This window comes from Pseudoalteromonas sp. GW168-MNA-CIBAN-0100, from assembly GCF_040309225.1.
GTDB classification, from domain to species: Bacteria; Pseudomonadota; Gammaproteobacteria; order Enterobacterales; family Alteromonadaceae; genus Pseudoalteromonas; species Pseudoalteromonas arctica.
The window spans coordinates 1-25,790 of sequence record NZ_JBEOOL010000005.1; the positions used below are offsets into that span (position 1 = coordinate 1).

Annotated in this window: 30 protein-coding genes; 12 read left to right on the top strand and 18 right to left on the bottom strand. The window is 38.9% G+C overall.

Going from position 1 to position 25,790, the window contains the following annotated elements; all coding sequences use genetic code 11:
- Positions 1–307: 307 nt before the first annotated feature.
- The 3 genes from AAEY62_RS03865 to AAEY62_RS03875 form a co-directional block, all read right to left on the bottom strand.
- Positions 308–736 carry a secondary thiamine-phosphate synthase enzyme YjbQ gene (locus AAEY62_RS03865; RefSeq protein WP_010554254.1) on the bottom strand — a complete coding sequence of 143 codons (429 nt, stop codon included), beginning with the start codon at positions 734–736 and terminating at the stop codon, positions 308–310.
- Positions 733–1,200 carry a chemotaxis protein CheX gene (locus AAEY62_RS03870; protein WP_350634614.1) on the bottom strand — a complete coding sequence of 156 codons (468 nt, stop codon included), beginning with the start codon at positions 1,198–1,200 and terminating at the stop codon, positions 733–735. Before AAEY62_RS03870 ends, AAEY62_RS03865 begins: the two co-directional genes overlap by 4 nt.
- Before the next feature lie 75 nt (positions 1,201–1,275).
- Positions 1,276–1,713 carry a transcriptional repressor gene (locus AAEY62_RS03875; protein WP_007580267.1) on the bottom strand — a complete coding sequence of 146 codons (438 nt, stop codon included), beginning with the start codon at positions 1,711–1,713 and terminating at the stop codon, positions 1,276–1,278.
- A 95-nt stretch (positions 1,714–1,808) separates the two neighbouring features.
- Here AAEY62_RS03875 and AAEY62_RS03880 point away from each other — a divergent pair, with 95 nt between their 5' ends.
- The 8 genes from AAEY62_RS03880 (at position 1,809) to AAEY62_RS03915 (ending at position 7,483) form a co-directional block, all read left to right on the top strand.
- Positions 1,809–2,429 carry a MarC family protein gene (locus AAEY62_RS03880; protein ID WP_024589771.1) on the top strand — a complete coding sequence of 207 codons (621 nt, stop codon included), beginning with the start codon at positions 1,809–1,811 and terminating at the stop codon, positions 2,427–2,429.
- 123 nt (positions 2,430–2,552) lie between these two features.
- The gene (gene dusA / locus AAEY62_RS03885) at positions 2,553–3,485 is read left to right on the top strand and encodes a tRNA dihydrouridine(20/20a) synthase DusA (RefSeq protein ID WP_024589770.1); all 933 of its coding nucleotides are present in this window, start codon (positions 2,553–2,555) and stop codon (positions 3,483–3,485) included.
- 244 nt (positions 3,486–3,729) lie between these two features.
- Entirely contained in the window at positions 3,730–4,410 is a 681-nt protein-coding gene (locus AAEY62_RS03890) for a PspA/IM30 family protein (RefSeq protein WP_024590182.1), read from the top strand.
- Between the two features lie 9 nt (positions 4,411–4,419).
- Positions 4,420–4,626 (top strand): PspC domain-containing protein, encoded by a 207-nt coding sequence (locus AAEY62_RS03895; protein ID WP_010554259.1) that lies wholly within the window; start codon positions 4,420–4,422, stop codon positions 4,624–4,626.
- A 172-nt stretch (positions 4,627–4,798) separates the two neighbouring features.
- Complete coding sequence (locus AAEY62_RS03900) at positions 4,799–5,125, top strand: hypothetical protein (RefSeq protein WP_010554260.1); 327 nt, start codon at positions 4,799–4,801, stop codon at positions 5,123–5,125.
- A gap of 79 nt (positions 5,126–5,204) precedes the next feature.
- Positions 5,205–5,714, top strand: coding sequence for a copper chaperone PCu(A)C (locus tag AAEY62_RS03905; RefSeq protein ID WP_024590184.1), 510 nt, complete (start codon positions 5,205–5,207; stop codon positions 5,712–5,714).
- Positions 5,715–5,722: 8 nt separating this feature from the next.
- Positions 5,723–6,709, top strand: coding sequence for a DUF2333 family protein (locus tag AAEY62_RS03910; RefSeq protein WP_007580283.1), 987 nt, complete (start codon positions 5,723–5,725; stop codon positions 6,707–6,709).
- Positions 6,710–6,712: 3 nt separating this feature from the next.
- A complete protein-coding gene (locus AAEY62_RS03915; protein WP_350634615.1) occupies positions 6,713–7,483 on the top strand; it encodes a TIGR04219 family outer membrane beta-barrel protein in 771 nt (256 codons plus the stop codon).
- 33 nt (positions 7,484–7,516) lie between these two features.
- On the opposite strand, the gene AAEY62_RS03920 is transcribed toward AAEY62_RS03915, so the two are convergent.
- The gene (locus AAEY62_RS03920; protein ID WP_024594005.1) at positions 7,517–8,404 is read right to left on the bottom strand and encodes a TIGR03899 family protein; all 888 of its coding nucleotides are present in this window, start codon (positions 8,402–8,404) and stop codon (positions 7,517–7,519) included.
- Positions 8,373–8,954, bottom strand: coding sequence for an SRPBCC family protein (locus AAEY62_RS03925; protein WP_007580289.1), 582 nt, complete (start codon positions 8,952–8,954; stop codon positions 8,373–8,375). The genes AAEY62_RS03920 and AAEY62_RS03925 overlap by 32 nt, the downstream gene beginning before the upstream one ends.
- A gap of 111 nt (positions 8,955–9,065) precedes the next feature.
- Here AAEY62_RS03925 and AAEY62_RS03930 point away from each other — a divergent pair, with 111 nt between their 5' ends.
- Positions 9,066–11,255, top strand: coding sequence for a bifunctional diguanylate cyclase/phosphodiesterase (locus tag AAEY62_RS03930; RefSeq protein ID WP_165721145.1), 2,190 nt, complete (start codon positions 9,066–9,068; stop codon positions 11,253–11,255).
- Positions 11,256–11,385: 130 nt separating this feature from the next.
- Positions 11,386–13,563 carry a YgiQ family radical SAM protein gene (locus tag AAEY62_RS03935; RefSeq protein ID WP_350634616.1) on the top strand — a complete coding sequence of 726 codons (2,178 nt, stop codon included), beginning with the start codon at positions 11,386–11,388 and terminating at the stop codon, positions 13,561–13,563.
- A 457-nt stretch (positions 13,564–14,020) separates the two neighbouring features.
- On the opposite strand, the gene AAEY62_RS03940 is transcribed toward AAEY62_RS03935, so the two are convergent.
- From AAEY62_RS03940 to AAEY62_RS04000, 13 genes are all read right to left on the bottom strand, one after another.
- Positions 14,021–14,572 (bottom strand): protein disulfide oxidoreductase, encoded by a 552-nt coding sequence (locus tag AAEY62_RS03940; RefSeq protein WP_024590188.1) that lies wholly within the window; start codon positions 14,570–14,572, stop codon positions 14,021–14,023.
- A gap of 56 nt (positions 14,573–14,628) precedes the next feature.
- On the bottom strand, positions 14,629–15,987 hold the full coding sequence (gene mgtE, locus AAEY62_RS03945) for a magnesium transporter (protein ID WP_010554268.1): 1,359 nt from the start codon (positions 15,985–15,987) through the stop codon (positions 14,629–14,631).
- A 130-nt stretch (positions 15,988–16,117) separates the two neighbouring features.
- Positions 16,118–16,390: an HPr family phosphocarrier protein gene (locus tag AAEY62_RS03950; protein ID WP_002957937.1), complete on the bottom strand. Its 273-nt coding sequence runs from the start codon at positions 16,388–16,390 to the stop codon at positions 16,118–16,120.
- 42 nt (positions 16,391–16,432) lie between these two features.
- A complete protein-coding gene (gene rapZ, locus AAEY62_RS03955; RefSeq protein ID WP_024590189.1) occupies positions 16,433–17,278 on the bottom strand; it encodes an RNase adapter RapZ in 846 nt (281 codons plus the stop codon).
- A gap of 18 nt (positions 17,279–17,296) precedes the next feature.
- On the bottom strand, positions 17,297–17,749 hold the full coding sequence (ptsN, locus tag AAEY62_RS03960) for a PTS IIA-like nitrogen regulatory protein PtsN (RefSeq protein ID WP_024590190.1): 453 nt from the start codon (positions 17,747–17,749) through the stop codon (positions 17,297–17,299).
- A gap of 4 nt (positions 17,750–17,753) precedes the next feature.
- The gene (hpf, locus tag AAEY62_RS03965; protein WP_007580301.1) at positions 17,754–18,041 is read right to left on the bottom strand and encodes a ribosome hibernation promoting factor; all 288 of its coding nucleotides are present in this window, start codon (positions 18,039–18,041) and stop codon (positions 17,754–17,756) included.
- 25 nt (positions 18,042–18,066) lie between these two features.
- Positions 18,067–19,566 (bottom strand): RNA polymerase factor sigma-54, encoded by a 1,500-nt coding sequence (locus AAEY62_RS03970; protein WP_007580303.1) that lies wholly within the window; start codon positions 19,564–19,566, stop codon positions 18,067–18,069.
- Positions 19,567–19,635: 69 nt separating this feature from the next.
- On the bottom strand, positions 19,636–20,361 hold the full coding sequence (gene lptB / locus AAEY62_RS03975) for an LPS export ABC transporter ATP-binding protein (RefSeq protein ID WP_007580304.1): 726 nt from the start codon (positions 20,359–20,361) through the stop codon (positions 19,636–19,638).
- Complete coding sequence (lptA, locus tag AAEY62_RS03980; protein ID WP_007580307.1) at positions 20,358–20,903, bottom strand: lipopolysaccharide transport periplasmic protein LptA; 546 nt, start codon at positions 20,901–20,903, stop codon at positions 20,358–20,360. The genes lptB and lptA overlap by 4 nt, the downstream gene beginning before the upstream one ends.
- The gene (lptC, locus tag AAEY62_RS03985) at positions 20,893–21,447 is read right to left on the bottom strand and encodes an LPS export ABC transporter periplasmic protein LptC (RefSeq protein ID WP_350634617.1); all 555 of its coding nucleotides are present in this window, start codon (positions 21,445–21,447) and stop codon (positions 20,893–20,895) included. Before lptC ends, lptA begins: the two co-directional genes overlap by 11 nt.
- A complete protein-coding gene (kdsC, locus tag AAEY62_RS03990; protein WP_007580311.1) occupies positions 21,444–21,995 on the bottom strand; it encodes a 3-deoxy-manno-octulosonate-8-phosphatase KdsC in 552 nt (183 codons plus the stop codon). The genes lptC and kdsC overlap by 4 nt, the downstream gene beginning before the upstream one ends.
- Positions 21,996–22,967: a KpsF/GutQ family sugar-phosphate isomerase gene (locus AAEY62_RS03995; protein ID WP_350603129.1), complete on the bottom strand. Its 972-nt coding sequence runs from the start codon at positions 22,965–22,967 to the stop codon at positions 21,996–21,998. It lies immediately after the preceding gene.
- Positions 22,968–22,970: 3 nt separating this feature from the next.
- Complete coding sequence (locus AAEY62_RS04000) at positions 22,971–23,939, bottom strand: calcium/sodium antiporter (RefSeq protein ID WP_010554272.1); 969 nt, start codon at positions 23,937–23,939, stop codon at positions 22,971–22,973.
- A 255-nt stretch (positions 23,940–24,194) separates the two neighbouring features.
- On the opposite strand from AAEY62_RS04000, the gene AAEY62_RS04005 reads away from it, so the two are divergent.
- A complete protein-coding gene (locus AAEY62_RS04005) occupies positions 24,195–25,010 on the top strand; it encodes an ATP-binding cassette domain-containing protein (RefSeq protein ID WP_081709149.1) in 816 nt (271 codons plus the stop codon).
- Positions 25,010–25,789, top strand: coding sequence for a lipid asymmetry maintenance ABC transporter permease subunit MlaE (gene mlaE, locus AAEY62_RS04010; protein WP_024590196.1), 780 nt, complete (start codon positions 25,010–25,012; stop codon positions 25,787–25,789). The genes AAEY62_RS04005 and mlaE overlap by 1 nt, the downstream gene beginning before the upstream one ends.
- Position 25,790: the final 1 nt, after the last annotated feature.

The window sequence follows — 25,790 nt, forward strand, 5'->3', positions numbered from 1 at the left end:
CGGTACTAGCTCAGTTGGTAGAGCGCGACCTTGCCAAGGTCGAGGTCACGAGTTCGAGCCTCGTGTACCGCTCCAATCTTTTTATATCCTTTCAAAATTTTCTGTATTAAAAATCATAAATAAAATTATAATTTAAAATCTCTCTTATCTACTTTATTCTATGTGCAATATTCAGCATTGAAGTTTTGGTTGTTAGAAGCTATCGCTTCGCGCGAGCTCTTCGCCTACAAGAAAGGTGTCGTACTTTGAAGTTATGAGATATGAGTGAGGTACAGAAGAGTTAATACTTTGAAACCTGAAGCTTTTGTTAAAATAGCTCCCCCTGAATAGTTGCTATAACTCGTCTAGAGCCACCAGAATCACGATGTTCACCTAAATAAATGCCTTGCCATGTACCTAACGCTAAATAACCATTTGAAATAGGAATACTTAGCTCGCAGCCTAACGTACTGGTTTTTATGTGTGCAGGCATGTCGTCGTCACCTTCATAATCGTGGCGATAATAAGGTTGACGCTCAGGAACGAATTTATTGAAATGGCTTTCCATGTCCATACGAACAGTGGGATCTGCATTTTCGTTTATTGTAAGGCTCGCTGAGGTATGCTGAATAAATAAATGTAACAAGCCTATTTTGTAACTCGCCAGTTCAGGAAGTTGAGATAATATTTCGTCATCAATTATATGAAAACCTCGCTGGCGAGGTTTTAATGTAATTTGCTTTTGCTGCCAACTCATAGTTTATCGAAGCTAACTTCAATGTTTGCATTACCAGCGTCACAGCTAAATGGCATGATGATTTTTTTACCTTGGCTTTTGTGAGTAATTGTATGACCCTTACCCGATACCACAATAGGCGTTGCCATATCAAAGTCGAAGCCTTTCTCGCCAAGTAAATTTTTAGCACCACCAGTTACCATGTTGGTTATTTCGCCAACCATATCGGTAACTTCTTCATCTATGGTATCAGGGCGTTCGCCAAGCATACGCTCCATGATGGTTAATGCTAATCCTTCATCAAATGTAATTGAAAATGATCCACGCGTTTGCGGGCCAACCATACCAATCAAACCTGATATATCACCACAGGCTATCTCATCAGTTTTAATGCGAGGTTTACCCGGCTTCAATTGAGTTTGAGCCATAGTGCTTAAAACATTAATTAAAGAAGATAAAAAAGGATTGATGAATTCTACATTCATAGTGGCTACTCTTAAATTTGTTCTGTGAAATGACTATATAGTTTGAGTATAGTCACTAAGGATAACTTTGAAGGATTATGATGCTCTGCAAGATTCACATTTACCATGTGCTTCTATTGTTTGCCCTGATACGACAAAGCCACCTTCGGCAGCTAGATTATTAAGCTCATGCGAAATTACACTCGAGTGTAATTCTTTAACAAAGCCACATGTATCGCAAATTAATAATTGTACCGGGTGAATATGATCAAAATGATGGCACAGCATAAATGCATTTGTGCTTTCAATTTTATGAATAAAACCTAGTTCAGCTAAAAAGTCTAATGCACGATAAATAGTTGCAGGTTTAGCACCTGTTTCAGTTACTTTTAATTGCTCAAGCAAATCGTATGCACCAACACCACCTTGTGCACTGGCTAATAGACGAAATACTTTCTCGCGGATAGGCGTAAAACGCGCACCACGGTTGTCACAAACTTGTTTTGCTTTACTTACGAGTGATTCTATATTCATCATTACTCTTATCCTTATGCTACCGTGATATACTAACATACTGTGTTGTAGTTGCAGCGTTTTTATTAAGCGCTTTTTACCTAGGAAACCCAGTAATGCACGAACTATTGGCTATATTTATTTTCTTTTTTGCGGTTATTGACCCCATTGGCACTGTACCTGTATTTATTGCAGTCACACGTGGTGATGATGAGAAATTTAAACGTAAAGTTATATTTAAAGCGGTAGGCGTATCTGCATTAGTGCTCTTATTTTTTGTACTCGCAGGTGAGCAATTACTTAACGCAATTGAAATTCCACTTTCGGCTTTTCAAATAGCCGGCGGTATCATATTACTTATTTTTGCGCTTTCAATGATATTTGGTGAAAGTAAACCTGAAGCCGAAATTAAAAGTGTACGCGACAGCACTGAAACCGCTATTTTTCCGCTTGCGATTCCGTCTATTGCGAGCCCTGGCGCTATGTTAGGCGCCGTATTAATGACTCGTAATGAAGAATATACCTGGGTTGAGCAATTACTAACGTCTTCAATGATGCTTGCTGTATTAGCGGTTGTACTAGTTTTGTTACTGCTTGCAACGCATGTACATAAATTAATTGGTGATAGTGGTGCAAGTATAATAAGCAGAATTATGGGGCTTATTTTAAGCTCGGTTGCCGTTACTAATATTTTAAATGGCATAGCCCATTATTTTGGCTTGCAGGTGTTCTCTTAACATTGATGCCTGCCAGGCTTTTGTGTAAAATGCAGCGCCTTTTAAGCTGTGCTTAATAACTTTAATACCCTGAGGTTTGCTTTGAATAAATGTACTTTGGATAGACGCTTTTCTGTGGCACCAATGCTTGATTGGACTGATCGCCATTGTCGTACTTTTCATCGCAAAATGACTAAACATACTGTGCTTTATACTGAAATGATAACCACAGGGGCTATTTTATTTGGTCGAGGCGACTACTTACATTTTAATAAACACGAAGGCCCAGTTGCACTGCAACTTGGTGGCTCTGATCCTAAAGCGCTTGCGCAATGTGCAAAACTGGCAGGTGAGCGTGGCTATGACGAAATAAATTTAAATGTAGGTTGCCCGTCAGACAGAGTTCAAAATGGTCGATTTGGCGCATGCTTAATGGCTGAGCCTCAATTAGTTGCTGAGTGTGTTGCAGCAATGAAAAGCGAAGTAAGTATTCCTGTAACTGTTAAAACGCGTATTGGTATTGATGAGCAAGATTCGTATGAGTTTTTATGTGCGCTTATTGAAGCGTCTCATAAAGTAGGGTGTGATGATTTTATTATTCATGCTCGTAAAGCATGGCTCAATGGTTTAAGCCCGAAAGAAAATCGTGAAGTCCCACCGCTTGATTACCCACGTGTTTATCAACTTAAAAAAGATTATCCGCAGCTAGACTTAAGCCTAAATGGCGGCGTTAAAACAATTGAGCAGAGCCTAGAACATCTACAACATATCGATGGTGTAATGATTGGGCGTGAAGCTTACAGTAACCCATTTATGCTCAATGACGTTGATGAGAAAATTTATGGTGATGCTGCAAACACACAATCACGCCACGACGTAGTGCGCTCAATGTACAGCTACATTGAAGAAGAAATGCGTTTGGGTGCTAATTTTTGGCATATTGCACGTCACATGCTCGGTATTTTTCAGGGGCAGCCTGGTGCACGCGGTTTTAGACGCCACCTCTCTGAAAGTGGTCATGGTAAGCAAGCTGATTTATCGGTAATGGATAAAGCATTAAGCTTTGTACCAGAATAAAGCTAAGCTTTTAAAATTCTAAACTTAAGCCACTTTCGAGTGGTTTTTTTGATCCTAAAAATTAGTCAAAATCATAATTTATTGGCCAATTACACTCTATGTTGTTCAGCTGGAAGTCACTAAAAACTAGAGTGCTTGTTGTTTATCACTATGATTTTAAATGTTTTATTTTTATTTATATGAACTTGGCACAACTCTTGGAATCTCCTTGTTGAAATTAATTAAAAATCAACTGGAGAATACCATGGGAATATTTAACCGCGTAAATGATGTAATTCAATCAAACATTGTCGCTATGCTTGATAAAGCAGAAGACCCAGAAAAACTTTTAAACTTAATGCTTACCGAGATGCAAGATGCGTTGAATGAGTGCCGTAGTACAGCAGCCGCTTTATTGTGTGAAGAGAAAATAATTAATCGCCAAATTGATACTAAAAAAACAGAATTAGCAGCTTGGCAAATTAAAGCAGAACGTGCGGTTGAGAAGGGCAGTGATGACCTTGCTAAGTCTGCCTTACTTGAAAAGCAGCGCGTTAACGAAAGCATTGAAAATAAGCAAACTCAACTAGAAACACTGCAAGAGTCTATTGCAAAAATTAAGGTTGATTGTGAGCGTCTGCAGCAAAAAATGGCTATGGCTAAAACTAAGCAAGCTCAGTTAATGCAGCGTCATAATGTTGCTATTGCTAGAGGGCGAATCAGTACGCAACTACAAAGCGATAAAGTAGCTCATGCGTTGTCTCGTTTTGAACAAATAGAGCAGCGTGTTGAAGGTATTGAAGCTCAAGTAGAGGCTTATGAGCTGACTGATACAGCAAGCTCTACGAGTGCCCAAATTGAGTCGTTAGTTAAAAATGAAAAAATTGATGCTGAACTGGCTCGCTTAAAAGCGAACTTAAATACTAATTTAAAACAAACTGCTTAGGAGATTGCTATGAACAGCTTTAATCGTCAACGAGGTTGGTATAAAGATACTCTAAATAAAAAAATATCGGGTGTTTGTAGTGGTTTAGCTCGTAGATTGGACTTTCCTGTATGGGCAACACGCGTAGTTACTATTTTGTTGTTTTTGAGTTTTCCGTTTGCAATTGCACTTGGTTATTTTATAGCGCATTGCTGCCTTGAAAATAAAGAGTATTAATACCAATAGGCATAAATATTTGAACAATTTAACGAATTAAATCACTCTATAACGTTGTTAAAAATTTTTATTTAGAACAAGTAGATATAAAAATTTTTGCCTAGTTATAGCGCAATTTTCTTATCGTTAAATAGACCTCATATATAAGCTGGTTGGTATAAGGAGAATTACTATGAAAGCTTTGGCAGTATGTGTAATTATCTATTTATTACTGTTTACTGATTTAATAACGTTTGTGCAGATTGATTCCTGGCAGTTGCCGTTATGGATTGCTGATATTAGCTGGGCTGGGCTCGAGCTTGTAGGTGCTTTGGCCGCAATTGTTGCTGTAGTTGCTGTAGTGGCTTTAATTACTATGGGATTAGTTGGTGCGGGTGTAGTGGCATTAGCAGGGACTGTTTTAGCGCTTTTATTCGGATCTATAATGATTGCATGGCCGTTACTATTTGTTGCAGTGTTGTGTTGGCTTGTTGCCGATAACAAAAAAGTAGCCTCTTAATCCTTAATTTGACTGACTATTATAGGTTAACTATGTTAAATTTAGCCTGTAATTTAAAGTTTTCATAAGGATAAGAATGATGACGAAACTATGTTTTTCGATGGCTTCTGCATTAATATTTAGTTTTTTTTCGTCATCGTTGGCGGCGCACTCAGGGCACGATCATGGTTCTGATGTGGCTGTGCTCGAAGTAACTAACGCGCAAATTAGAGAGTTTTTACCTGGCAGTACTTCAACTGTAGGTTATTTAACGCTAATAAATCACAGTGGAGCCGCAGCAACTTTAACTAAGGCAACTATTGATGGCTTAGGGCGTGTTGAAATACACGAGCATTCACATGTAGACGGCATGATGAAAATGCAACAAGTTGAATCAGTTGAAATTAAAGCGCACGAAAGTGTCAGTTTTCAACCTGGCGGTTATCATTTAATGGTATTTGAACCACAAGAGCCATTAAAAGTAGGGCAAGAACGCAAACTCACGCTATATTTTAGTGACGGTAATCGCTTGTTCACTAATGCTCAAGTCGTGTCGCTTGAAGCGCAAGCTACGCAGTCAAAACCATCTACTCAACACGCTCATCACTAGGAGTACACATGTCGCAACACAAAGGAAAAATAGCAGGAATAGTTGTTTTACTGCTTATCATATTTTACGCAATTGCTGTTTATTGGAGCACTGAGCCTTCACGTTTTGATGTTGTTGCAAACGCCAAAGAGCAAGCGCAGCTTCGTAATGAAAAAATAGTTACGGGTTATGTAACTACTTCTACATTAATTACAGTAGCAAATACCTTACTAGATAAACCCGGTGGCTACTTATCAAATGATGTAATACCACCAAGTATTATTATGGATGATATGCCAGCGTGGGAATATGGCGCACTAGAAATGGTACGTGATTTATCGCTTTCTATGCGAAAAGATTTTAGCCGTTCGCAATCACAGTCTACGGAACATGAAGCACTTAAAAAGGCGCAGCCACAGTTTAATATAAGCTCTGAAGCATGGGCATGGCCAAGTGCTGAAGGTGAGTACCAAAAAGGTATTGACTACTTAATGGTATATCGTGGACAAATTGCTAACGAGCATGAGCGTGATAGTCAATTTTATGCACGAGCAGATAACTTACGTAGTTGGCTTAAAGAAGCTGAAAAACGTTTAGGTAGTTTAAGCCAGCGTTTAAGTGCCAGTGTAGGTCAAGAAAAAGTGAACACCGATTTAGCGGGTAATTCATCTAATAAACAAGCAACTCTTGCTCCACTGCAGCAGCAAGTAAGAACACCGTGGTTAGAAATTGACGATGTATTTTACGAGTCGCGCGGTGCTACTTGGGCGTTACTACATTTTTTACAAGCGATAGAGTACGACTTTGCTGATGTACTTGAAAAGAAAAATGCACGTGTAAGCGTTCAACAAATCATACGTGAACTTGAGGCAACTCAAGAAACAGTATGGAGCCCACTTATTTTAAACGGGAATGGTTTTGGCTATGTTGCTAACCACTCTTTAGTTATGGCAAATTATATTTCTAGAGCCAATGCGGCTTTAATCGAACTTAGCGAACTACTAGCTCAAGGATAAAAAATGAAAAAGTATTGTTTAGCAGCAGCCCTTTCAATGGCATGTTTAGCACCTGCAGCGCAAGCTGACACTCTACTAGGTTTATATGTAGGTGTTGATGGGTGGAAGTCAGATAACGATGGCCAATTTTCTTACAAAAATAATGCATCTCAATATTTTAATTTTGAAGATGAGACTTTTGTAAGTTATTACGCGGCGCTTGAGCACCCAGTGCCGTTAGTACCAAACATCAAATTAAAGTATACAGAGCTTGAGTTAAATGGTTCTGCGCTGCTTACAGATACATTTAGCTTTAATGGTTCTGATTATGTTGTTGGTTCTACTGTAAATACGGTAAGTGATTTAACGCATATTGATTATATTTTTTATTATGAAATTTTTGATAATGACTTAATTTCAATAGACCTAGGTTTAAATGCTAAACAGTTTGACGGTGATATTGTTGTAAGTGGCACTACCCAAAATGGTGGTACTAACTTTACCGAAACCAAAGACTTCTCTGGTTTTGTTCCTCTTGCATACGGCCGTGCCGAAGCAGGCTTACCATTTACTGGTTTAAGTGTATTTTTTGAAGGTAGCTTTTTGGCTATTGACGACAGTAAAGTACAAGATTACCAAGTAGGTGTAGCATGGGAACTTATTGATAACCTAGCAGTAGATGTTGCTGTTAAAGCAGGTTACCGCTCTATGGTATTAGAACTTGATGATGTAGATGATATTACTACTGATATTGATGCATCTGGCCCATTTGCGGGTATTCAGGTTCATTTTTAATTAGTATTTTCTAATTAAACAAAGCGTGGCATATTATTTTATTGCGTGCCACGCTAAATCAAACTCTCCCTCTAGCGCATTATTAATCAACTGCTTATAGACCTTATTGACAGGGAAATTAATGAGTTTAGATAGCTCGTCACCTGTTTGCGTAAACTTGTAATAGCTTAATACCAAATCACTACTCTTTGCTTTTAACGTTACCTTTTGCGATAAAAATGAAAGGGTAAGTTCTTGTCCCGCTTTAAGCACTGCAGATTCAATTTCTTTTCTATACAGTAAATTAAGATCCATGAGCGTTAAAATATCAGGAAAGCTAATACCCGTTTTTCCTAAATTTAAAGATACTTTATTTCCTTTTCGTAGCAAATCAAACAAGGACGGTTTTTTGTAAAAGCCGAGTAATATAAAGTGGCTGTCGTCTTTTTCGTTATAGCCTGAGAGCGACACACATTTTTGCAAAGAGTCTGCTTCTCGCTGTGTCATATGCTTTAAAGTTTGTAGGCTTTTAATTGAAAACGTACCAGGATTGAGTGTTTCTCCTGTTAAAATTTTTGCCCATAAAATTTGCATTGATTCATTAGAAGTATCTTCACACAGAGCTATAAAATGCTCTACCCAATCAACATCGGGCTGTTTACTACTTGCTACATCAGGGCAAAACCCCATAGCCATTGCTAAAATTGATTCTATATTTTGTTGTTGTTTAATAAGTAATAAATCTTGGCGTTTTTGAGCGCGAGCTAAAACAGAGTTTTCACTGTTGATATGATAAAGCGGCTTAATTTGGCCCTTAATATCGTAACTTTGCTCGTTAGTGGGTAGTACACCGTTACTACCTACTTTTGTTATAGGGTAACCAAGTAAGGATTCGATGATGTTGGCAAGATTAATTCTCGCCTGTGCTGTTTTGACTGTCATGACTGTGCATTATCCTTTGTGGATCACTAAGCTGTGCAACAGTTTGAAGGTTATTTAACCCCAGTGAAACTGTATTACTGAGTACGTACTCGCTTAAAATTGCAGTGTAACCAGATATTAAAGGAGCAGTTGTTTGACCTTTAATATTACATATTAACGTAACTATACCGTTTTGCTCGCTAAGGTTAAAAGTGCCTCTAATAATATGTTCAGCATTTAAAAGTATGTTGAAGCTGACTTTATTTTGGCTTACCGAAGTTATGATCATTTCACCATATCCCCATTTTCCTTTCCAAGACTGATGAGCCCCTAGGCCAGAACTGGGTTCGCCCAAAGTAAAACGTATGCTGGGGTCTACTTTTTCCCATGGAGACCATTTTTGCCATTGGCTAAAGTCGGTGATAAGCGGCTTTATTACTTTAAGATTGGCATTAATTTCGATTGTTTTATTTACACTATAACTTTGAGGCAGTATTAGCCCTACCAGTGCCAATACTAATAGTAATAACAGTACGCATTTGATTAATATTTTTAATGGTTTAATAAGCACACCTTTTATTAGTTTTTCAAGTTGAAATACAACAACTTTTTATTAATCGACTATAGTATGAATTAGATTATAAACCAAAAATAATTTATTGATTGCTACTTAGGAGAGCGAATGTCGTCAGATCAAAACGATTTTTTATTTTTTGAACAAGATTTTGAAGACGATGCTGTTGTTGAGCAGACTAAGTTTTGGGATATTTTAATTGTTGATGACGAACCTGAGATTCATTCTGTAACAAAATTAGCTTTGTCTGGCGTTGAGTTTTTAGGGGCAGGCTTGCGATTTCACGATGCTTATTCGGGTGCAGAAGCAATAGAAGTGCTAGCTAAAAATAAAAATATTTCGGTTATTTTTTTAGACGTTGTTATGGAAACTGACGATGCCGGTTTGCAGGTTGTAAAAAGGGTGCGTGACGAATTAAATAATCAACATGTAAGAATTATTTTAAGAACAGGGCAAGCAGGTATTACACCAGAAGAAAAAGTAATACGAGAATACGACATAAATGACTATAAAACGAAAACAGAGCTGACTCGTTCTAAGTTAGTAACTTCGCTTATAACCGCTATTCGCTCATACGAGCAGGTATGTCAGCTTGAATATCAAAGTGATGCAATGAACACGATTGTTTCAGCATCAAAGTCTATTTTAGGACTTACTGATGTTAAGCAATTATGCAAAGAAATCATCAAGCACATGAGTATTATTTTAAAATGTTCACCTAGAGGGCTTGTTTGCAGTAAGTTAGATGGCGATGATTTTATTCAGGTCTTAGGTGGTTGCGGGCATTACGAAAGCTATTTTGGTAAAAAATTAATTAATGTTGATAGCAAAGTATTTGAACAAGTTGAGTCGTGTTTTGGTTTGTCAAAGCACCAACACATAGACTCAAGTTCAACATTTATATTAAAAAGTAAGCATCGAAAAGCGGCTTTATATATAGAGTGCGACCACATTCCCTTACAAGCACAGCTACAATTTGCTGAAATTTTCTTAACTAATGTAAGTGTAGCACTTGATAACATAAGGTTATTTGTAAAGTTAAGAGATGCTGCTTATAAAGATGTGCTTACTGGTATTTCAAATCGTACTAACTTTATTGAGCGTGTGGTGAGTTATCAAAAGCCACACGTGAACGATCATGTATTTGTATTACTTGATGTAGTTAATTTTGCAGATATTAATAACGGCTTAGGGCAAGAGGTCGGCAATAAAGTATTAATTGGCATTGTGCAAAGGTTAAGAGAAAATTACCCAACAGCTAAATTACTATCACGTATTGGCGCTGATGTTTTTGGTTTTATTATTCGCCAAGACGAATTTGACTTAAAAAAATTGAATGAGCAATTAGGTATTTCATTTTACGCAGAAGAACATTTACTCCCTATCGATTTTAGAGTGGGCTTATGCCAACAACAAGACTTTCAAAGTAGCGGTATTGATACACTGAAAGTTGCTTATATTGCACTTGACCAAGCTAAAAAAGCAAAGCATAAAGAAGGCGTTTATTACAATATTGATATGCAAGATAAGATGGCTTGGCGGATAGGGATTATTAGGCAGTTACGTCATGACTTTGCTCGAAATAAATTAGAGGTATGGTACCAACCTCAACTTGCACTAGATGACTTATCACTAATTGGATGTGAGGCATTATTACGCTGGCCGGCAAGTGATGGCGTGTATATATCACCGGCTGTGTTTGTGCCACTTGCAGAGGATGCGGGCTTAATTGTTGATATAGGGCAGTGGGTATTAGAACAAGCTTGCCAACAGCAAAAGCGCCTAGAAAATATGGGCACAGAAATTTGTATTGCAGTTAATGTGTCTGTTCCACAGTTTAAAGTAAAAGGTTATGCGCAAACTGTTAAAAATACATTGTTAAAATATGGTGTTAAGCCAAAAAACATAGAATTAGAAATCACCGAGAGCGTAGTAATGGATGAGCTGGAAACGGTTATTAGTACGCTAAGTGAGCTAAAAGAACTCGGAATGGAAGTTGCTATTGATGACTTTGGTACTGGTTTTTCGTCGCTGAGTTACATTCAAAGTTTACCTTTGGATCGGTTGAAAATAGATCGTGCATTTATTAAAGATTTACCAAATGACGACACTGGCGCTATTGCTGCCTTAGTTATATCACTTGGTGCTAAGTTGGGCTTAAAAACAATTGCTGAAGGGGTCGAAACACAAGAGCAAGCCCAGTTCTTAAAAAATTTAGGATGCGATGAAGTACAAGGTTTTATGTATGCTAAACCCATGCCTGAAAATGAATTAATAGAATTTATAAATAAACGCTAAAAAGATTAACTTATTATTTAAGCTAATGAACGATTTAGAATTTAAGGCGCGATATGCTTTGACTACTTTGTATATATAAACAATTTAGTAGGGTATAATTCGCGCCTTTTGTTATTCTACGGCCACAATTATGAGCACACTCAAAGCTAAGCGCGCCTTATTTTCATACCCTAAATACTGGGCTGAATGTTATGGCACCGCGCCATTTTTACCAACTACACGTGAAGAAATGGATGCACTTGGCTGGGATAGCTGCGACATAATAATAATTAGTGGCGACGCGTACGTCGATCATCCTAGTTTTGGTATGGCGGTAATTGGCCGTGTACTTGAAGCGCAAGGCTTTAGAGTAGGTATTATTGCCCAGCCAGCATGGGACTCTAAAGATGCATTTATGGAACTAGGCAGACCGAATTTATTTTTTGGTGTAACAGCTGGCAACATGGATTCGATGATCAATCGCTATACAGCTGAAAAGCGTATGCGCTACGATGATGCTTACACGCCAGATAACGTAGGTGGTAAACGTCCAGATCGCGCCGTAATGATTTACTCGCAAAAATGCCGTGAAGCATACAAAGGTATCCCAATTGTTATTGGCGGTATTGAAGCGAGTCTTCGTCGTATAGCTCATTATGATTACTGGCAAGAAAAAGTACGTCGTAGTATTTTGTTTGATGCAAAAGCTGATATTTTAATTTACGGTAACGCAGAGCGTCCGTTAGTTGAAGTTGCACACCGTATTGCCGCAGGCGAAACAATGGATACTATTCAAGATATTCGCGGCACGGCTGTTATCAGAAAAGAACCTTTACCAGGTTGGCGTGGAAGTGACTCCACCTCTATAGATAAAATTGGTAAAATCGACCCTATTCCAAATCCATACGGCGCTGATGATGTTGGCTGTAGTAAATCTGAATTTAAACAAGCGGGTATAGACTTAAAGGCAGAAGCTGCAAAACCGATTATGGTTCAGCCTGCGCGACCTAAGCCATGGGAAAAAACTTACGTTAAGTTACCTGCTTATGAGCAAGTAAGTGTTAACAAACCTTTATACGCCCACGCTTCGCGTATTCTACATCAAGAAACAAATCCTGGTTGTGCAAGAGCACTGTTTCAGCGACACGGCGATCGTTCTATTTGGGTAAACCCGCCAGCATACCCATTAGAAACACATGAGATGGATGCTGTGTTTGGTTTACCGTATCAGCGTATTCCTCACCCAAGTTACGGCGACTCTAAAATTCCTGCTTACGACATGATAAAAACGTCAGTTAATATTATGCGCGGTTGTTTTGGTGGTTGTTCGTTTTGCTCAATTACGGAGCATGAAGGGCGTATTATTCAAAGCCGTTCGCAAGAATCAATTATTGAAGAAATTGAACAGATTAGAGATAAGGTACCCGGTTTTACTGGTGTTATCTCTGATTTAGGTGGCCCAACGGCAAATATGTATAAACTGCGTTGTACTAGCAAAAAGGCAGAAAGTACCTGTAGACGTTTATCATGTGTGTATCCTGAAATTTGTAAGCATATGGATACAGATCATACGCCAACAATAGACTTATACAAAAAAGCACGTGAAGTTAAGGGTATCAAAAAGGTATTGATTGCTTCTGGTGTTCGTTACGACTTAGCTGTACGCGACCCGCGTTACGTTAAAGAATTAGTAACGCATCATGTAGGTGGCTACTTAAAAATAGCGCCAGAGCATACAGAAGATGGTCCATTATCAAAAATGATGAAACCAGGTATGGGGGCGTACGATCAATTTAAAGAATTATTTGATAAGTACTCTAAAGAAGCCGGTAAAAAGCAGTATTTAATTCCTTACTTTATATCTGCTCACCCAGGGACAAAAGATGAAGACATGGTAAACATGGCGTTATGGCTTAAATCGAATGACTTTAAGCTTGATCAGGTACAAAATTTTTACCCGTCACCTATGGCTAATGCGACGACTATTTACCACACAGAAATGAACTCTTTACGTAATATAAAAAACAATACAGAAGTTGTTCCAGTACCTAAAGGTGCTCGTCAACGTAGATTACATAAAGCTATTTTACGCTACCATGATGCAGCAGGTTGGCCGATGATACGTGAAGCACTGCGTAAAATGGGTAAAGCTAATTTAATTGGTAAAGGGCCTAACTGTTTAGTGCCTGAAGAAGGGCGTGATGAAAAAGCAGGTAAAGGTGGCAGTAAAGGCGGACGTCCGGCACTAACGCGACATACCGGTTTTAGCCAATTTAAAAAGGCAAACACTAAACCAAAAGTAGGCGGTAATCGTCAAAGTACACGTTAGTGATTCAATCTATTAATAACTAGGGCGTGTTGATCTTTGGTGGGTGAATTTGCAGCAGTATGTTTGGTTTTTAGGCAAGGCGGAGCCTATGTAGTGTGGTTATTCCCCATGAATAGGCGATAACGCAGCATAAATACCAAACATGCGCTGCCCTTTGGGTTCTTTCTAGGGACGATTAACTCTTTGTTGCTCGGTTTTTACTTAGCCCACTAGGTTACAAACCTCGCGCCGCGATTTAATCGCCCCTAGATTGAACAAATTTCAATCCACAAAGATCAACACGCCCTAGTAGATTAGTTTAATTACGCTAAGGGTTTTTAAGCCCTTTTCATGCGTAAATTAAGTAAACCTTGCTCTTTATTATCTATATTATTGTAGGTGATAAAGAGCGAGCTTTTAGAAACCCCTCTTGAGATAGCACGTATTTAGTGTCTATATACTTGCAGTTAGTTTTTTCTTAAAACGTTGATGATAACCACAAACGTAATTTAAGTGACCATAACGGCTGAATGCCTGTTAGCCCTTGCGTCATTTTATTATCTTTTAAGATTATATAAGATGGCGTGACTTGCCCTTGCCAATCGGCAAATATCTCACCGTGTTGATCGTTGACAGTGATAAAACTGTAGCCATGATCATTTAGATACTCATGTATTTTTTGATCCGAACCTGATTTTATTGCGATGCTCACTACAGGGTAGTTATTCTCGTTCGCGAGTTTGTTTATGGCAGGGGAGGTAATACTACAAATAGGGCACCAAGTTCCCCAAAAATAGACAAGTGTTGGTTTATCTTGGCTCATTGCTGCTAAATCAATGTTTTGCCCTTTATAATCTATTAATTGTAATTGAGGATTTGCTGGCATAACAGGTTGTCGCCACCAATTTACAGCGTTATAAATTACGAAAAATATGAGACCATATATCAACACACTTTTTAATATTGATAGGCCTTTTTGTTTTGGCGTTTTTTTAGGTGTGTCTTTTTTATTTTTGGTATCCGTTGTCATAGTTGCAGCTTTACCCTAAGTGTTTTTTACTTTAGTTATTTGCAAAAGTTTCTAATTTAAACCAGCAACCAAGTAGCAGTACCTAAAAAGGCGAATATACCCACAATATCTGTCACCGTGGTTAGCACCACACTCCCTGCAAGTGCTGGGTCTATATTCATTCTTTTAAGAATAATAGGGATACTCGCACCAGCAACACCTGCCACCACTAAGTTCATAAACATAGCGAAGGCGAGTACGCCACCAAGCATAAAGTCCCACTGCCATAGGGCAATAACACCTGCAATTAACAACGACCACAAAACACCGTTTAACGCGCCAATAGCAAGCTCTTTCATCATCAAGAAACGTTGGTTTGTTTGATTTATATGACCTACCGCAATACCACGAATAACAAGCGTTAATGATTGGCTACCTGCAACACCGCCCATAGAAGGGACAATACCGTTAAGTACAGCTAAAATAGGTAAAACATCTAAAGTGCCTTCAAAAAAGCTAGCTACAAAAGCAGCTGCAAGTGCAGTTAGTAAGTTGACACCTAACCAAACTGAGCGTTTTTTAGAGCTTTTTAGTACTGGCGCAAAGGTATCTTCTTCATCATCAAGGCCGGCTAAGCCCAATAAACTATGCTCAGCATCTTCGCGGATTACGTCAACGATGTCATCGATAGTGACACGACCAAGGAGCTGATCGTTATCATCAACTACGGGGGCCGATATCCAATTATGACGTTCAAATAATTGCGCGACTTCACTTTCATCCATAGAGATTGGAATGGATTCACAATCTTCATCCATTAAATCGCGAACAATTTTTTCTGGCGGGTTAGTTAATAATGTACTTAGCGATAAAGCGCCTATAAAGCAGTTATGCTTATCAACAACGTACAAGTCATCGGTACCTTCTGGCAACTCACCGCGTAGCCTAATATACCTAAGTACAACATCGAGCGTAACGTCAGGGCGAATGGTCACCGTATCGGTGTTCATTAGCGCGCCAGCAGAACGCTCTTGATACGAAAGTGCTTGTGTTGCACGTTCACGGTCTTGAATGTCCATCGCGCTAACAACGTCTTTATAAACGGTGTCTGGCAGACTACGTAATACTTCACCTAAGTCATCGTGGCCCATATCTTCTGTTGCGGCTGCAATGTGCTTAGGTTCCATTTGGGCAATAATGCCTAAACGAACATCTTCTGATAGTTCTTCAAGAACATCGCCTTGCACATCAGGATCAACCAACTGCCAAAGGAGTCGGCGAATTTTATGCGGTGATGATTCTAATAATAATGCGGTATCACAAGGAGCTGTTTTTGCGAGCATGCGCCTAACTTGAACAAATTGACCACTATTGAGTGACTTAGTCACCTGTTTTAGTTGCTGTAGTGGGTAATCTTGTTCAAAAGCTTCAGGCATTGGCGTCCTTTATAAATTTTTATATTATTTTATGGGGAGAGGTGAGTTAACTGGCGTCACTAACCGTATTTATTTTATATATCTGTTTTAGTTGGGGCATTAGTAATGCGAGCATTATTTTTATAACTGTTTATTCTTGTTCATTAAAACGTTGTGCTATTAATTCTCCAACAGCATGTAAAGCTTGCTCAGAATCGGGGCCTTTGCATACAACTTTTACTTCTTTGCCTTGGCTACTTTCAAGTAACATTAGTGCAAGTACGCTATCGCCTGCAGCTTCTTTGTCATCTTGAAATAATGTAATTGTCGCATCAAACTGCACAGCCAATTGGGCAAGCACGGTGGCTGCTCTGGCATGCAATCCTAATTTGTTTTTTATTAAAAAAGTGTCTTCACAATGCATAACTTACTCTACCTAAGCTGAACAGGTGATTATTCAGCTATATTATTTTTCTTGTTCGCGATGGCGAATTTTCACATTGGGATGTGTCATTGCAAAACTTTCACCGATAGTTTGCGCTAAATATACAGAGCGATGTTGTCCGCCTGTACACCCAATGGCAATGGTTAAATAACTGCGGTTATTTCGCTCTAAGTGCGGTAACCACGTTTGTACAAATGTTTGAATTTGCCATGTGAATTTTTGCACTATACTGTGATTGGCCAAATAATCTTTAACGGGTTGATCTAACCCATTTAAAGGTTTTAATTCAGGTTCCCAATGTGGATTTGGTAAAAAGCGTGCATCAAATACGTAATCTGCTTCTTTTGGTATGCCGTGTTTAAAACCAAACGATTCAAAAGTGACAATCAGTTGTTTATCTTTTTTACCTAAAATCTTTTCACGAATAGATTCAGCGAGTTGATGAACACTCAAATCAGTCGTGTCTATCATAAAGTCGGCGCGGGTGATTAATACATCAAGTAATTCTTTTTCTTTTTTGATGGCTAAATCAAGAGGCAACGAGTCAATTGATAGTGGGTGTAATCTACGAGTTTCAGAAAAACGTTTTATCAATGTTTGATCGTCGCTATCTAAATAAAATAACGTAGGGTTTGCAAAGCCTGGCAAGTATTCAAGAATATCGTTAAATTCATCTTGTTGTTTAGGGATGTTCCGTACATCAATGCTAACAGCAATTTTATCGTAGCTATCAGACACACTGCGAACTAATGAAGGAAGCAAGTTAACTGGAATATTATCTACGCAATAATAACCTAAATCTTCTACAATGCGTAAAGCAACCGACTTTCCAGAACCAGAACGGCCGCTTATGATAATTAACTCCATTTAACACCCTTTATAAAACTATGATTGATTGACAATAACTTGGTAAAGCTCAGTATCTGATTTTGCACTGCGTAACTGTTTACAAAAATCTTTGTTGTTTAGTTTATCAGCAATGGTTGCTAGAGTCTTTAAGTGCTGCTGGTTATCGCCATCTGGTACGATGAGTGCGACGAAAATATCAACAGGGCGATTATCGATTGCATCAAAATTTATTGGAGTTTCGCTAACGAGTACTAAAGCCAAAGGCTCTTCTGCACCGCTCATTCTTCCATGAGGAATGGCAATGCCACGCCCTATACCTGTACTACCCAATTTTTCTCTGCTCATTAAAGCATTAAGAATATCTTGTTGCGGTAAATACGGAAGTTTGTCGTGAGCAAGTTCGCTAATGAACTCTAAAATTCTTTTTTTGCTATTAAAAAGGACCGCAGCTTTGCTGCAGTCCTGGCATATAAGTGAGCTTAATTTCATCATATTAGTGTCGAGCAAGCTTCTCTTTGTGTTTAATTACTTGTCGATCGAGCTTGTCGATCAACGAGTCAATGGCGGCATACATATCTTGATGTTCTGTAGAGGCAAATAACTCAGCACCGCTTACGTGTATGGTGGCTTCTGCTTTTTGATTTAATTTTTCTACATCGAGAATGACATGAACATTATTAATATGATCAGAGTGTCTTTCTAGCTTCGCAAATTTGGTATTAATATAGTCTCTTAGTGAATCGGTTAATTCTACGTGACGACCAGTTAAGTTTAGTTGCATAAGCATTACCCTCTTTTTTTGCGTCTTAAATCAAACTTTTACGTTGATTTGACGGTGGAATAGCCAGAGATTCGCGGTATTTTGCGATTGTACGTCTCGCTACTTTAATTCCTTGCTCAGCCAATATATCCGCTATTTTGCTATCACTCAATGGTTTTGCTGAGTTTTCTGCTGCGATTAATTTTCGGATAAGCGCACGGATTGCTGTAGATGAACATTCACCACCGTTTTCGGTGCTTACATGGCTTGAGAAAAAGTATTTAAGCTCAAATATACCACGGGGTGTGTGCATATACTTTTGGGTTGTTACGCGCGAAATTGTTGATTCGTGCATTTCTACCATTTCAGCAACATCATTTAAAACCATTGGTTTCATGGCTTCAGGACCGTGTTCAAAAAAGCCTTGTTGTTGCTTAACAATACAATTTGTTACTTTTAATAGCGTGTCGTTTCTACTTTCTAAGCTTTTAATAAACCATTTAGCTTCTTGTAAATGCGAGCGAATAAACTGGCTGTCACCACTGGATTTTACAGTGCGAGACATTGCCGCGTATTGGCTATTAACACGAATTTTAGGCATGCTGTCTGGGTTTAACTCAACAACCCAGCGGCCTTTAATTTTTTTAACTGACACATCAGGAATAACATACTCAGATTCTTCTCTTACAATAGTATCTGCAGGTTTAGGGCTTAGAGTATGTATTAATGTCATTACTTCCTTAAGCTCTTCTTCTTTGAGCTTAGTTTTCTTCATTAATGTACGATAGTCACGAGCAGCTAATAAATCAATATGCTCGGTTAAAATCATTTTTGTTTCATTAATGTAAGGTGTTTCTTTATCAAACTGGTTAAGCTGAATACACAAACACTCTTGTAAACTACGTGCAGCAATACCAACAGGATCAAACAGTTGGATGCGTTTTAATACAGCTTCAATTTCATCAAGTTCGACTTCGTTATCATCTTCGTTTTCTTGATTAAAGCTTTCTAAAATCTCTTCGCAGCTTAGTGTTAAAATACCTGAATCATCGACGGCTTCTACAATCGCAATAGCAATAGCTTCGTCTGTAGGGCTAAATGGCGTTAGTTGTAACTGCCACATTAAATACTCATGGAGCGTTTCAGTAGAGGCGCCTTGGTATATTGATTCGTCTTCAGGCATCGGACCCGATGATGCTGCTGGGGCGGCACTCATGTACTCATCCCAACTAACATCCATAGCCATGTCGTCACTTAGCGTGTCTTTTGCAAGTGCTTCACCACTATCTTGTTCGTATTCACTTGGAGCATCATCGGCAGATGCGCTAACAGTTATGTCATCTGTATCTGCTTTTTGCTCGTTTTTACCTGCAGCGTCTTCTGAATAGTCTGCTTCTTCAACCTCTAATAGCGGGTTGCTGTCGAGAGCTTCTTGTATTTCTTGCTGGAGATCCAATGTACTGAGTTGCAACAAACGAATAGCTTGTTGCAGCTGTGGAGTCATTGTAAGTTGCTGGCCCATGCGCAGCTGTAGTGATTGCCTCATGTATCTCTAACAATCCTTTTATGTTGTTATAATTAATACTAGCAGATGCTTAAAGACATGGCGTAAATGTTACAGCCTAAATTGCTCGCCTAAGTAAACATCGCGTACTGTTTTATCATTTAATACGTGTTCTGGAGTACCTGATGCAATCAGCTCCCCATGAGAAACAATGTAGGCTTTTTCACAAACATCAAGGGTTTCTCTTACGTTATGATCGGTAATTAATACACCAATCCCACGATTTTTAAGATGTTCTATTATTTTCTTTATATCTAATACCGAAATCGGGTCAACACCTGCAAATGGTTCATCCAGTAATATAAATTTAGGATCTGCTGCCAGGGCACGTGCTATTTCAACACGACGACGTTCGCCTCCTGACAATGCCATACCTTGGCTATCACGAATGTGTTGTATGCTAAATTCATCTAATAATTTATCGAGAGTGTCTTCTCTAGCTTGTTTATTTAACTCTTTGCGCGTTTCTAAAATGGCCATTAAGTTTTGATAAACAGTCAGCTTTCTGAATATTGAAGACTCTTGCGGTAAGTAGCCAATGCCTAATCTAGCACGACTATGCATAGGTAAAAGAGTAATATCGTTATCGTCTATCGATATTTTACCTTTGTCGCTAGGTACAAGTCCTACTATCATATAAAACGTGGTGGTTTTACCTGCGCCGTTAGGGCCAAGTAAGCCAACAATACTGCCAGCTTTGACTTCAAGGCCGACGTTTTTTACAACTTCACGGCCTTTATAGCTCTTTGCTAATAGCTCTGCTTTTAATGTGCTCATGGTTGACCTTTGTCGCTTTTTTTACTTTTTTTAGTCTCGATTGGCACTAAAATTGTGTGAACGCGGTCAGTTGAGTTTTCATCTTTTTCGGCACTGATTAGCTGCTGCTCTATATCGTAGGTAATGCTTTTAGCATTTATTTTTTGTCCCGCTTGCGATACTTGTGCATTACCAACAAGCGTTAAAAAACGCTTAGATACATCATAACGTACTTCGTCAGCACTGGCGCTCATAGTCGTGCCATCTGATTGCTTTTCTTCAAAGTGCGCAGGGCTACCTGTAGCAATTAATAATTGTTTATTATCACCAAGTTCATCGCGTTTATGTACTTCTAAGCGGTCGGCTGTGATACGGCGGTTACCGTGAATAATTTCAACGTTTTTCTCAAAAATTCCGACATTAGCTTTTAATTGACCTTCTTGCTTATCGGCGCTTATTGAAATTTGATTTGCAGTCGGTTGCGTGTTTTGCTCTGCAGCACTACTATTAAATGCTAGTATAAGTGTAGGAATAATAAGTGATTTTAATATTTTATTGGTCATAATATATGGTTCGCGTATGGTTAATTAGTTTTATCACTTCGGTTTTTAAGTCGGCTTCTAGGCCTTTACCAGTGATTTTTAAATTGGGTCCAGTGATGATAACGGGTTGCTCCGAACGCATTGTTAATAGCTTTATATCTACCTGAATATTATCAGCATTGATTTTGTCTATCATGGCGTTATCGGTTAAGTTTTTGGCAACCACATTGCCTTCTAAAATTAATTGTTTGTCTTCGTATAATGTTGCTTCGTCTGCATTTATTTGCCACTTTTGCTTTTCGTTATATAAAGTAAAAATAGGTTTTTCAAAAAACGTAAAACCTAATTGTTGATATAGCTCCATTTTAGCCGCAGTGACTTTGTGGCTAATTTTACCTTGTTCGTCATAGGCTGTTTGTTTGAGTTCTATGGCTATGTAATCAGGCTTGGCAATAACTTCAGGCTCAGTCTGAGGCACAATATTTGTTTGTGTAAAATAAGGGTACCAAAGCCAAACCATACAGCTAATGAATAAAACGCTTAATATTATGCGCGCTGCATTCATGAACTAGTGCCTTGTGTAGTCAACGCTTTACCATTTTCAAGCATAAGTAAGTCTGTGAGCTCTCTTACTGCACCAAAGCCGCCAGGCATTTGCGTTACATAGTGTGATAAACGTTTAATAAGTGGATGGGCATCATTTACTGCAACAGCAAAGCCGACTAATTCCATAACGGGCATGTCAGGACCATCATCACCGATATAAGCAATTTGTTCATCGCTAAGGTTGAGTTTGTCCTTTAATTCTTGATAGGCAATGAGCTTATTTTCTTGGCCTTGATAAATATGCTGTACGGTTAAGCTGCTCATACGTTGTTGCACTATTTGTGAATGACGACCAGTAATTACAGCCACTTCAAAGCCACTGTTTATAAGCGCTTTAATGCCAAAACCATCTTTTGTATTAAATGCTTTTAGCTCTTCACCTTGATTACCAAGATAAATACGGCCATCAGAAAATACACCATCAATATCGCATATAAGTAGTTTTACTTTTTTAGCGCGTGCTTTTGCATCATCGCTCAGCGGTTGATAGAGTTCTTCAAATTGCATTTATAATACTCCTGCTTTTAATAGGTCTTGCATGTTTAATGCGCCAATAGGTTGGTTTTCCTCATTGACGACGATTAAGCCATTTATACGTTTGTTTTCCATAATATTAAGCGCTTCAGCAGCCAAAATATCTTGCGTAGCCGTAGTGCATGACTTAGTCATAACAACATCTATTTGTGTTGTATGAATATCAATTCTTTGTTCTAAAATACGACGCAAATCGCCATCGGTAAATAATCCCACGAGTTGCTGATTTTCACCAACAATGGCTGTCATGCCTAAACCTTTAGCAGACATTTCAATAAGGGCGTCTTTAACTGTTTGTGAAACGCTAATAATAGGTGTATTTGCGCCGCTGTGCATAACATCTTTTAAAGTAAGTAATAAGCGCTTGCCTAAACTACCACCTGGGTGAGATAGCGCGAAGTCATCAGCTGTAAAGCCGCGAGCTTCTAATAATGCAACCGCCATGGCATCGCCCATCGCAAGCGTTGCAGTGGTACTTGATGTAGGAGCTAGACCCAATGAACAGGCTTCTTTTTCTACTTTAATACACACATGTACATTAGCAAGGGTCGCCATGGTTGATTGCGTATTGCCAGTCATCGATATCATTTTGGCACCAAGTCGTTTTAAAACCGGAATTATATTTAAAACTTCGCTGGTCTCCCCTGAATTAGAAATAAGCATAACCACGTCATTTTTAGTGATCATACCTAAATCACCATGACTTGCTTCACCAGGGTGAACAAAAAATGCTGGACTGCCAGTGCTTGCAAGGGTTGCCGCTATTTTATTGCCAATATGACCTGACTTACCCATACCAATGACAATAATACGGCCTTCGCAGTCGTACATTAATTGGCACGCGTTATGAAAATTTTCATCTACATATTGTGCAATATCACTAAGTGCTTGGCGCTCAACATCTAAAACGCGAAGGCCTTGTTCAATAAAATTTAGCGTTGCCATAATTTATCCTACTTGACTAAAAATATACCCTTGGTAACCCAAAAATGCTATTAGCAATAAGCCGCCTTCTACTCTATTGATACGTTGGGTGCCTCTAAAGTTCAATGACATAATAATAAGAGCAAGTGTTGCACCAATCATAATTAATACGTCTCGGCTTACTAATGATGGGTCAATGGCAGAAGGGTTGATAATACCGGCAAGTGGTAATACCGCTAGAATATTAAATATGTTTGAGCCGACAATATTACCTAGTGCTAAATCATCTTCATTTTTAAGTACACCTGCAACCGAAGCGGCAAGTTCAGGCAAACTAGTACCGATGGCAATAATTGTTAAGCCAATGACTAAATCGCTTAGGCCAAAATATTTAGCAATATCGACAGCTGAACCTATTAAAAAGTGTGAACTAACAGGTAGGAGTATCATGCCGACAACTAACCAAAATACCGCTTTTTTTGTAGGTACATCGTTTGGTACATCGTCGCAGGCTTCTGACACAAATGGATCATCTTGGTTTTTTGCACGCATAGATACAATAATTAACCCACCGATGAATACGATAAAGCCAACCAAAAGTGCAACACCTTCATTAAATGAAAAGTAGTTATCTGAGAACACATACCAAGTAACTAAAGATACGAGCATCACTAATGGCATTTCACGTTTTAATGTACTTGATGAAACTGAAAGAGGGCGAAATAAAGCAGTGATGCCTAACACAAGTAAAATGTTTGTAATGTTAGAGCCAACAGCATTGCCAACGGCTGTGTCGGTTTTGTTAGCCAGAGCGGCAGAGGCTGAAACCATCATTTCGGGCGCTGAAGAGCCCATAGCTACCACGGTTAAACCAACAATAAGTGTAGGTACACCAAAGTTTTTAGCAAGAGCCGCAGCGCCATAAACAAACCTGTCTGCACTCCAAACAAGAGCTGCAAAACCAAGAATTAAAATAACAAACGAGGTAACCATTGTGTTAAGCCAGTTATACAAAATACGGATGGCGCGAATAGTAACAAAAGCCAAGATGAAAGTATAAATAAAAGAGTAAGGTCAACTACGTAACAATGCTGCTTTTAAACAGCTAATTTAAAAATTTAAGCCGGGGTTAAGCTGTTTTGAGCGAGTCTTATAATCCTTTTCATGGGTGTATTACAAAATCTTACGAATTGTTTTTTCCATCTTTGACAAAAAAGCTTTAAAATAGGTGCACTAGTGAACATTTTTATGGAGAGCGACTTGTCGCAATCAATAGTAGAAGTCAAGGATGTTAGCTTTTCGAGAGGCAATAGAATCATATATAAAAATATGAGTTTTAGCGTTCCTAAAGGTAAAATTACTGCGATCATGGGGCCAAGCGGAATTGGCAAAACCACTATGTTGCGTTTAATTGGTGGTCAGCTTAAACCAGATTCAGGTGATATTTTATTTGAAGGTGGCAGCATTCCTAAAATGTCTCGTAAAGAGTTATACGAAGCACGTACTAAAATGAGTATGCTTTTTCAAAGTGGTGCGTTGTTTACTGATATGTCGGTATTTGACAATATCGCATTTCCTATAAGAGAGCACACAAAGCTAAGCGAAGACCTTATCCGATTAGTTGTGTTAATGAAGCTGCAAGCAGTAGGGCTACGTGGCGCTAAAGATTTAATGCCCTCTGAGTTGTCCGGCGGTATGGCAAGGCGTGCTGCACTTGCGCGCGCTATAGCACTTGATCCTGAGCTAATCATGTACGATGAGCCATTTGCAGGACAAGATCCTATTTCGATGGGCGTATTGGTTAAGCTAATTAAGTCGCTTAATGAGGTATTGGGTTTATCGTCTTTAATCGTGACGCACGATGTGACGGAGGTAATGAGTATTGCCGAGCACGTTATAATTATCGCCGATCAAGGGGTAATTGGTTGTGGTACTCCTGATGAAATGCGTAATCATGAATCCCCTTTAGTTCAACAGTTTTTAAAAGGCTTGTCGGATGGTCCAGTACCATTTCATTTTCCGGCTCAAGCTTATGCAGACGAACTACTTGGAGAAAAAGCATAATGCTGGATTTATTTCAAAAGCTAGGGCATAAAACGCTAGGACGCTTTGCGGCTCTTGGCCGTTCGGCTTTTATGCTGTTTAGTGCATTAGTGCATGTTCCTAATTTTAAAAAAGGCACACCGTTACTTGTTCGCCAGCTTTATATGGTGGGTTCGCAATCGTTACTCATTATTATGGTGTCGGGTTTGTTTATCGGCATGGTATTGGCTTTACAAGGTTACACCGTATTAGTTGGTTATGGCGCTGAGGATAGCTTAGGGCCGTTAGTGGCACTGAGTTTATTGCGAGAACTGGGCCCGGTTGTTACTGCATTACTATTTGCAGGACGCGCAGGTAGCGCATTGACTGCTGAAATTGGCTTAATGAAAGCAACAGAGCAACTCTCATCACTTGAGATGATGGCAATCGATCCGCTAAAACGTATTATTGCACCACGCTTTTGGGCGGGTTTTATAAGCATGCCATTGCTTGCATTGATATTTTCAGCCGTAGCAATCATAGGCGCTCATTTAGTAGGTGTAGATTGGCTGGGGGTTGATACAGGTAGTTTTTGGTCAATCATGCAATCACAAGTGTCGTTTCAGCAAGACATACTAAACGGTATTATTAAGAGTTTTGTATTTGCCATAGTGGTGACCTGGATTGCGCTTTATAAAGGATATGACTGTGTGCCGACCTCAGAAGGGATCAGCAAAGCAACCACCGAAACGGTTGTTCATTCGTCATTAGCAGTTTTAGGTTTTGACTTTATTTTGACAGCGGTAATGTTTACCAGCTAAT

What these genes read in the sequence shown, in the direction of transcription:
- AAEY62_RS03865 (WP_010554254.1), bottom strand. Translation starts at nt 736, where the DNA reads ATGAGTTGGCAGCAAAAGCAAATTACATTAAAACCTCGCCAGCGAGGT.
- AAEY62_RS03870 (WP_350634614.1), bottom strand. Translation starts at nt 1,200, where the DNA reads ATGAATGTAGAATTCATCAATCCTTTTTTATCTTCTTTAATTAATGTT.
- AAEY62_RS03875 (WP_007580267.1), bottom strand. Translation starts at nt 1,713, where the DNA reads ATGAATATAGAATCACTCGTAAGTAAAGCAAAACAAGTTTGTGACAAC.
- AAEY62_RS03880 (WP_024589771.1), top strand. Translation starts at nt 1,809, where the DNA reads ATGCACGAACTATTGGCTATATTTATTTTCTTTTTTGCGGTTATTGAC.
- dusA (WP_024589770.1), top strand. Translation starts at nt 2,553, where the DNA reads ATGCTTGATTGGACTGATCGCCATTGTCGTACTTTTCATCGCAAAATG.
- AAEY62_RS03890 (WP_024590182.1), top strand. Translation starts at nt 3,730, where the DNA reads ATGGGAATATTTAACCGCGTAAATGATGTAATTCAATCAAACATTGTC.
- AAEY62_RS03895 (WP_010554259.1), top strand. Translation starts at nt 4,420, where the DNA reads ATGAACAGCTTTAATCGTCAACGAGGTTGGTATAAAGATACTCTAAAT.
- AAEY62_RS03900 (WP_010554260.1), top strand. Translation starts at nt 4,799, where the DNA reads ATGAAAGCTTTGGCAGTATGTGTAATTATCTATTTATTACTGTTTACT.
- AAEY62_RS03905 (WP_024590184.1), top strand. Translation starts at nt 5,205, where the DNA reads ATGACGAAACTATGTTTTTCGATGGCTTCTGCATTAATATTTAGTTTT.
- AAEY62_RS03910 (WP_007580283.1), top strand. Translation starts at nt 5,723, where the DNA reads ATGTCGCAACACAAAGGAAAAATAGCAGGAATAGTTGTTTTACTGCTT.
- AAEY62_RS03915 (WP_350634615.1), top strand. Translation starts at nt 6,713, where the DNA reads ATGAAAAAGTATTGTTTAGCAGCAGCCCTTTCAATGGCATGTTTAGCA.
- AAEY62_RS03920 (WP_024594005.1), bottom strand. Translation starts at nt 8,404, where the DNA reads ATGACAGTCAAAACAGCACAGGCGAGAATTAATCTTGCCAACATCATC.
- AAEY62_RS03930 (WP_165721145.1), top strand. Translation starts at nt 9,066, where the DNA reads ATGTCGTCAGATCAAAACGATTTTTTATTTTTTGAACAAGATTTTGAA.
- AAEY62_RS03935 (WP_350634616.1), top strand. Translation starts at nt 11,386, where the DNA reads ATGAGCACACTCAAAGCTAAGCGCGCCTTATTTTCATACCCTAAATAC.
- AAEY62_RS03940 (WP_024590188.1), bottom strand. Translation starts at nt 14,572, where the DNA reads ATGACAACGGATACCAAAAATAAAAAAGACACACCTAAAAAAACGCCA.
- mgtE (WP_010554268.1), bottom strand. Translation starts at nt 15,987, where the DNA reads ATGCCTGAAGCTTTTGAACAAGATTACCCACTACAGCAACTAAAACAG.
- AAEY62_RS03950 (WP_002957937.1), bottom strand. Translation starts at nt 16,390, where the DNA reads ATGCATTGTGAAGACACTTTTTTAATAAAAAACAAATTAGGATTGCAT.
- rapZ (WP_024590189.1), bottom strand. Translation starts at nt 17,278, where the DNA reads ATGGAGTTAATTATCATAAGCGGCCGTTCTGGTTCTGGAAAGTCGGTT.
- ptsN (WP_024590190.1), bottom strand. Translation starts at nt 17,749, where the DNA reads ATGAAATTAAGCTCACTTATATGCCAGGACTGCAGCAAAGCTGCGGTC.
- hpf (WP_007580301.1), bottom strand. Translation starts at nt 18,041, where the DNA reads ATGCAACTAAACTTAACTGGTCGTCACGTAGAATTAACCGATTCACTA.
- AAEY62_RS03970 (WP_007580303.1), bottom strand. Translation starts at nt 19,566, where the DNA reads ATGAGGCAATCACTACAGCTGCGCATGGGCCAGCAACTTACAATGACT.
- lptB (WP_007580304.1), bottom strand. Translation starts at nt 20,361, where the DNA reads ATGAGCACATTAAAAGCAGAGCTATTAGCAAAGAGCTATAAAGGCCGT.
- lptA (WP_007580307.1), bottom strand. Translation starts at nt 20,903, where the DNA reads ATGACCAATAAAATATTAAAATCACTTATTATTCCTACACTTATACTA.
- lptC (WP_350634617.1), bottom strand. Translation starts at nt 21,447, where the DNA reads ATGAATGCAGCGCGCATAATATTAAGCGTTTTATTCATTAGCTGTATG.
- kdsC (WP_007580311.1), bottom strand. Translation starts at nt 21,995, where the DNA reads ATGCAATTTGAAGAACTCTATCAACCGCTGAGCGATGATGCAAAAGCA.
- AAEY62_RS03995 (WP_350603129.1), bottom strand. Translation starts at nt 22,967, where the DNA reads ATGGCAACGCTAAATTTTATTGAACAAGGCCTTCGCGTTTTAGATGTT.
- AAEY62_RS04000 (WP_010554272.1), bottom strand. Translation starts at nt 23,939, where the DNA reads ATGGTTACCTCGTTTGTTATTTTAATTCTTGGTTTTGCAGCTCTTGTT.
- AAEY62_RS04005 (WP_081709149.1), top strand. Translation starts at nt 24,195, where the DNA reads ATGGAGAGCGACTTGTCGCAATCAATAGTAGAAGTCAAGGATGTTAGC.
- mlaE (WP_024590196.1), top strand. Translation starts at nt 25,010, where the DNA reads ATGCTGGATTTATTTCAAAAGCTAGGGCATAAAACGCTAGGACGCTTT.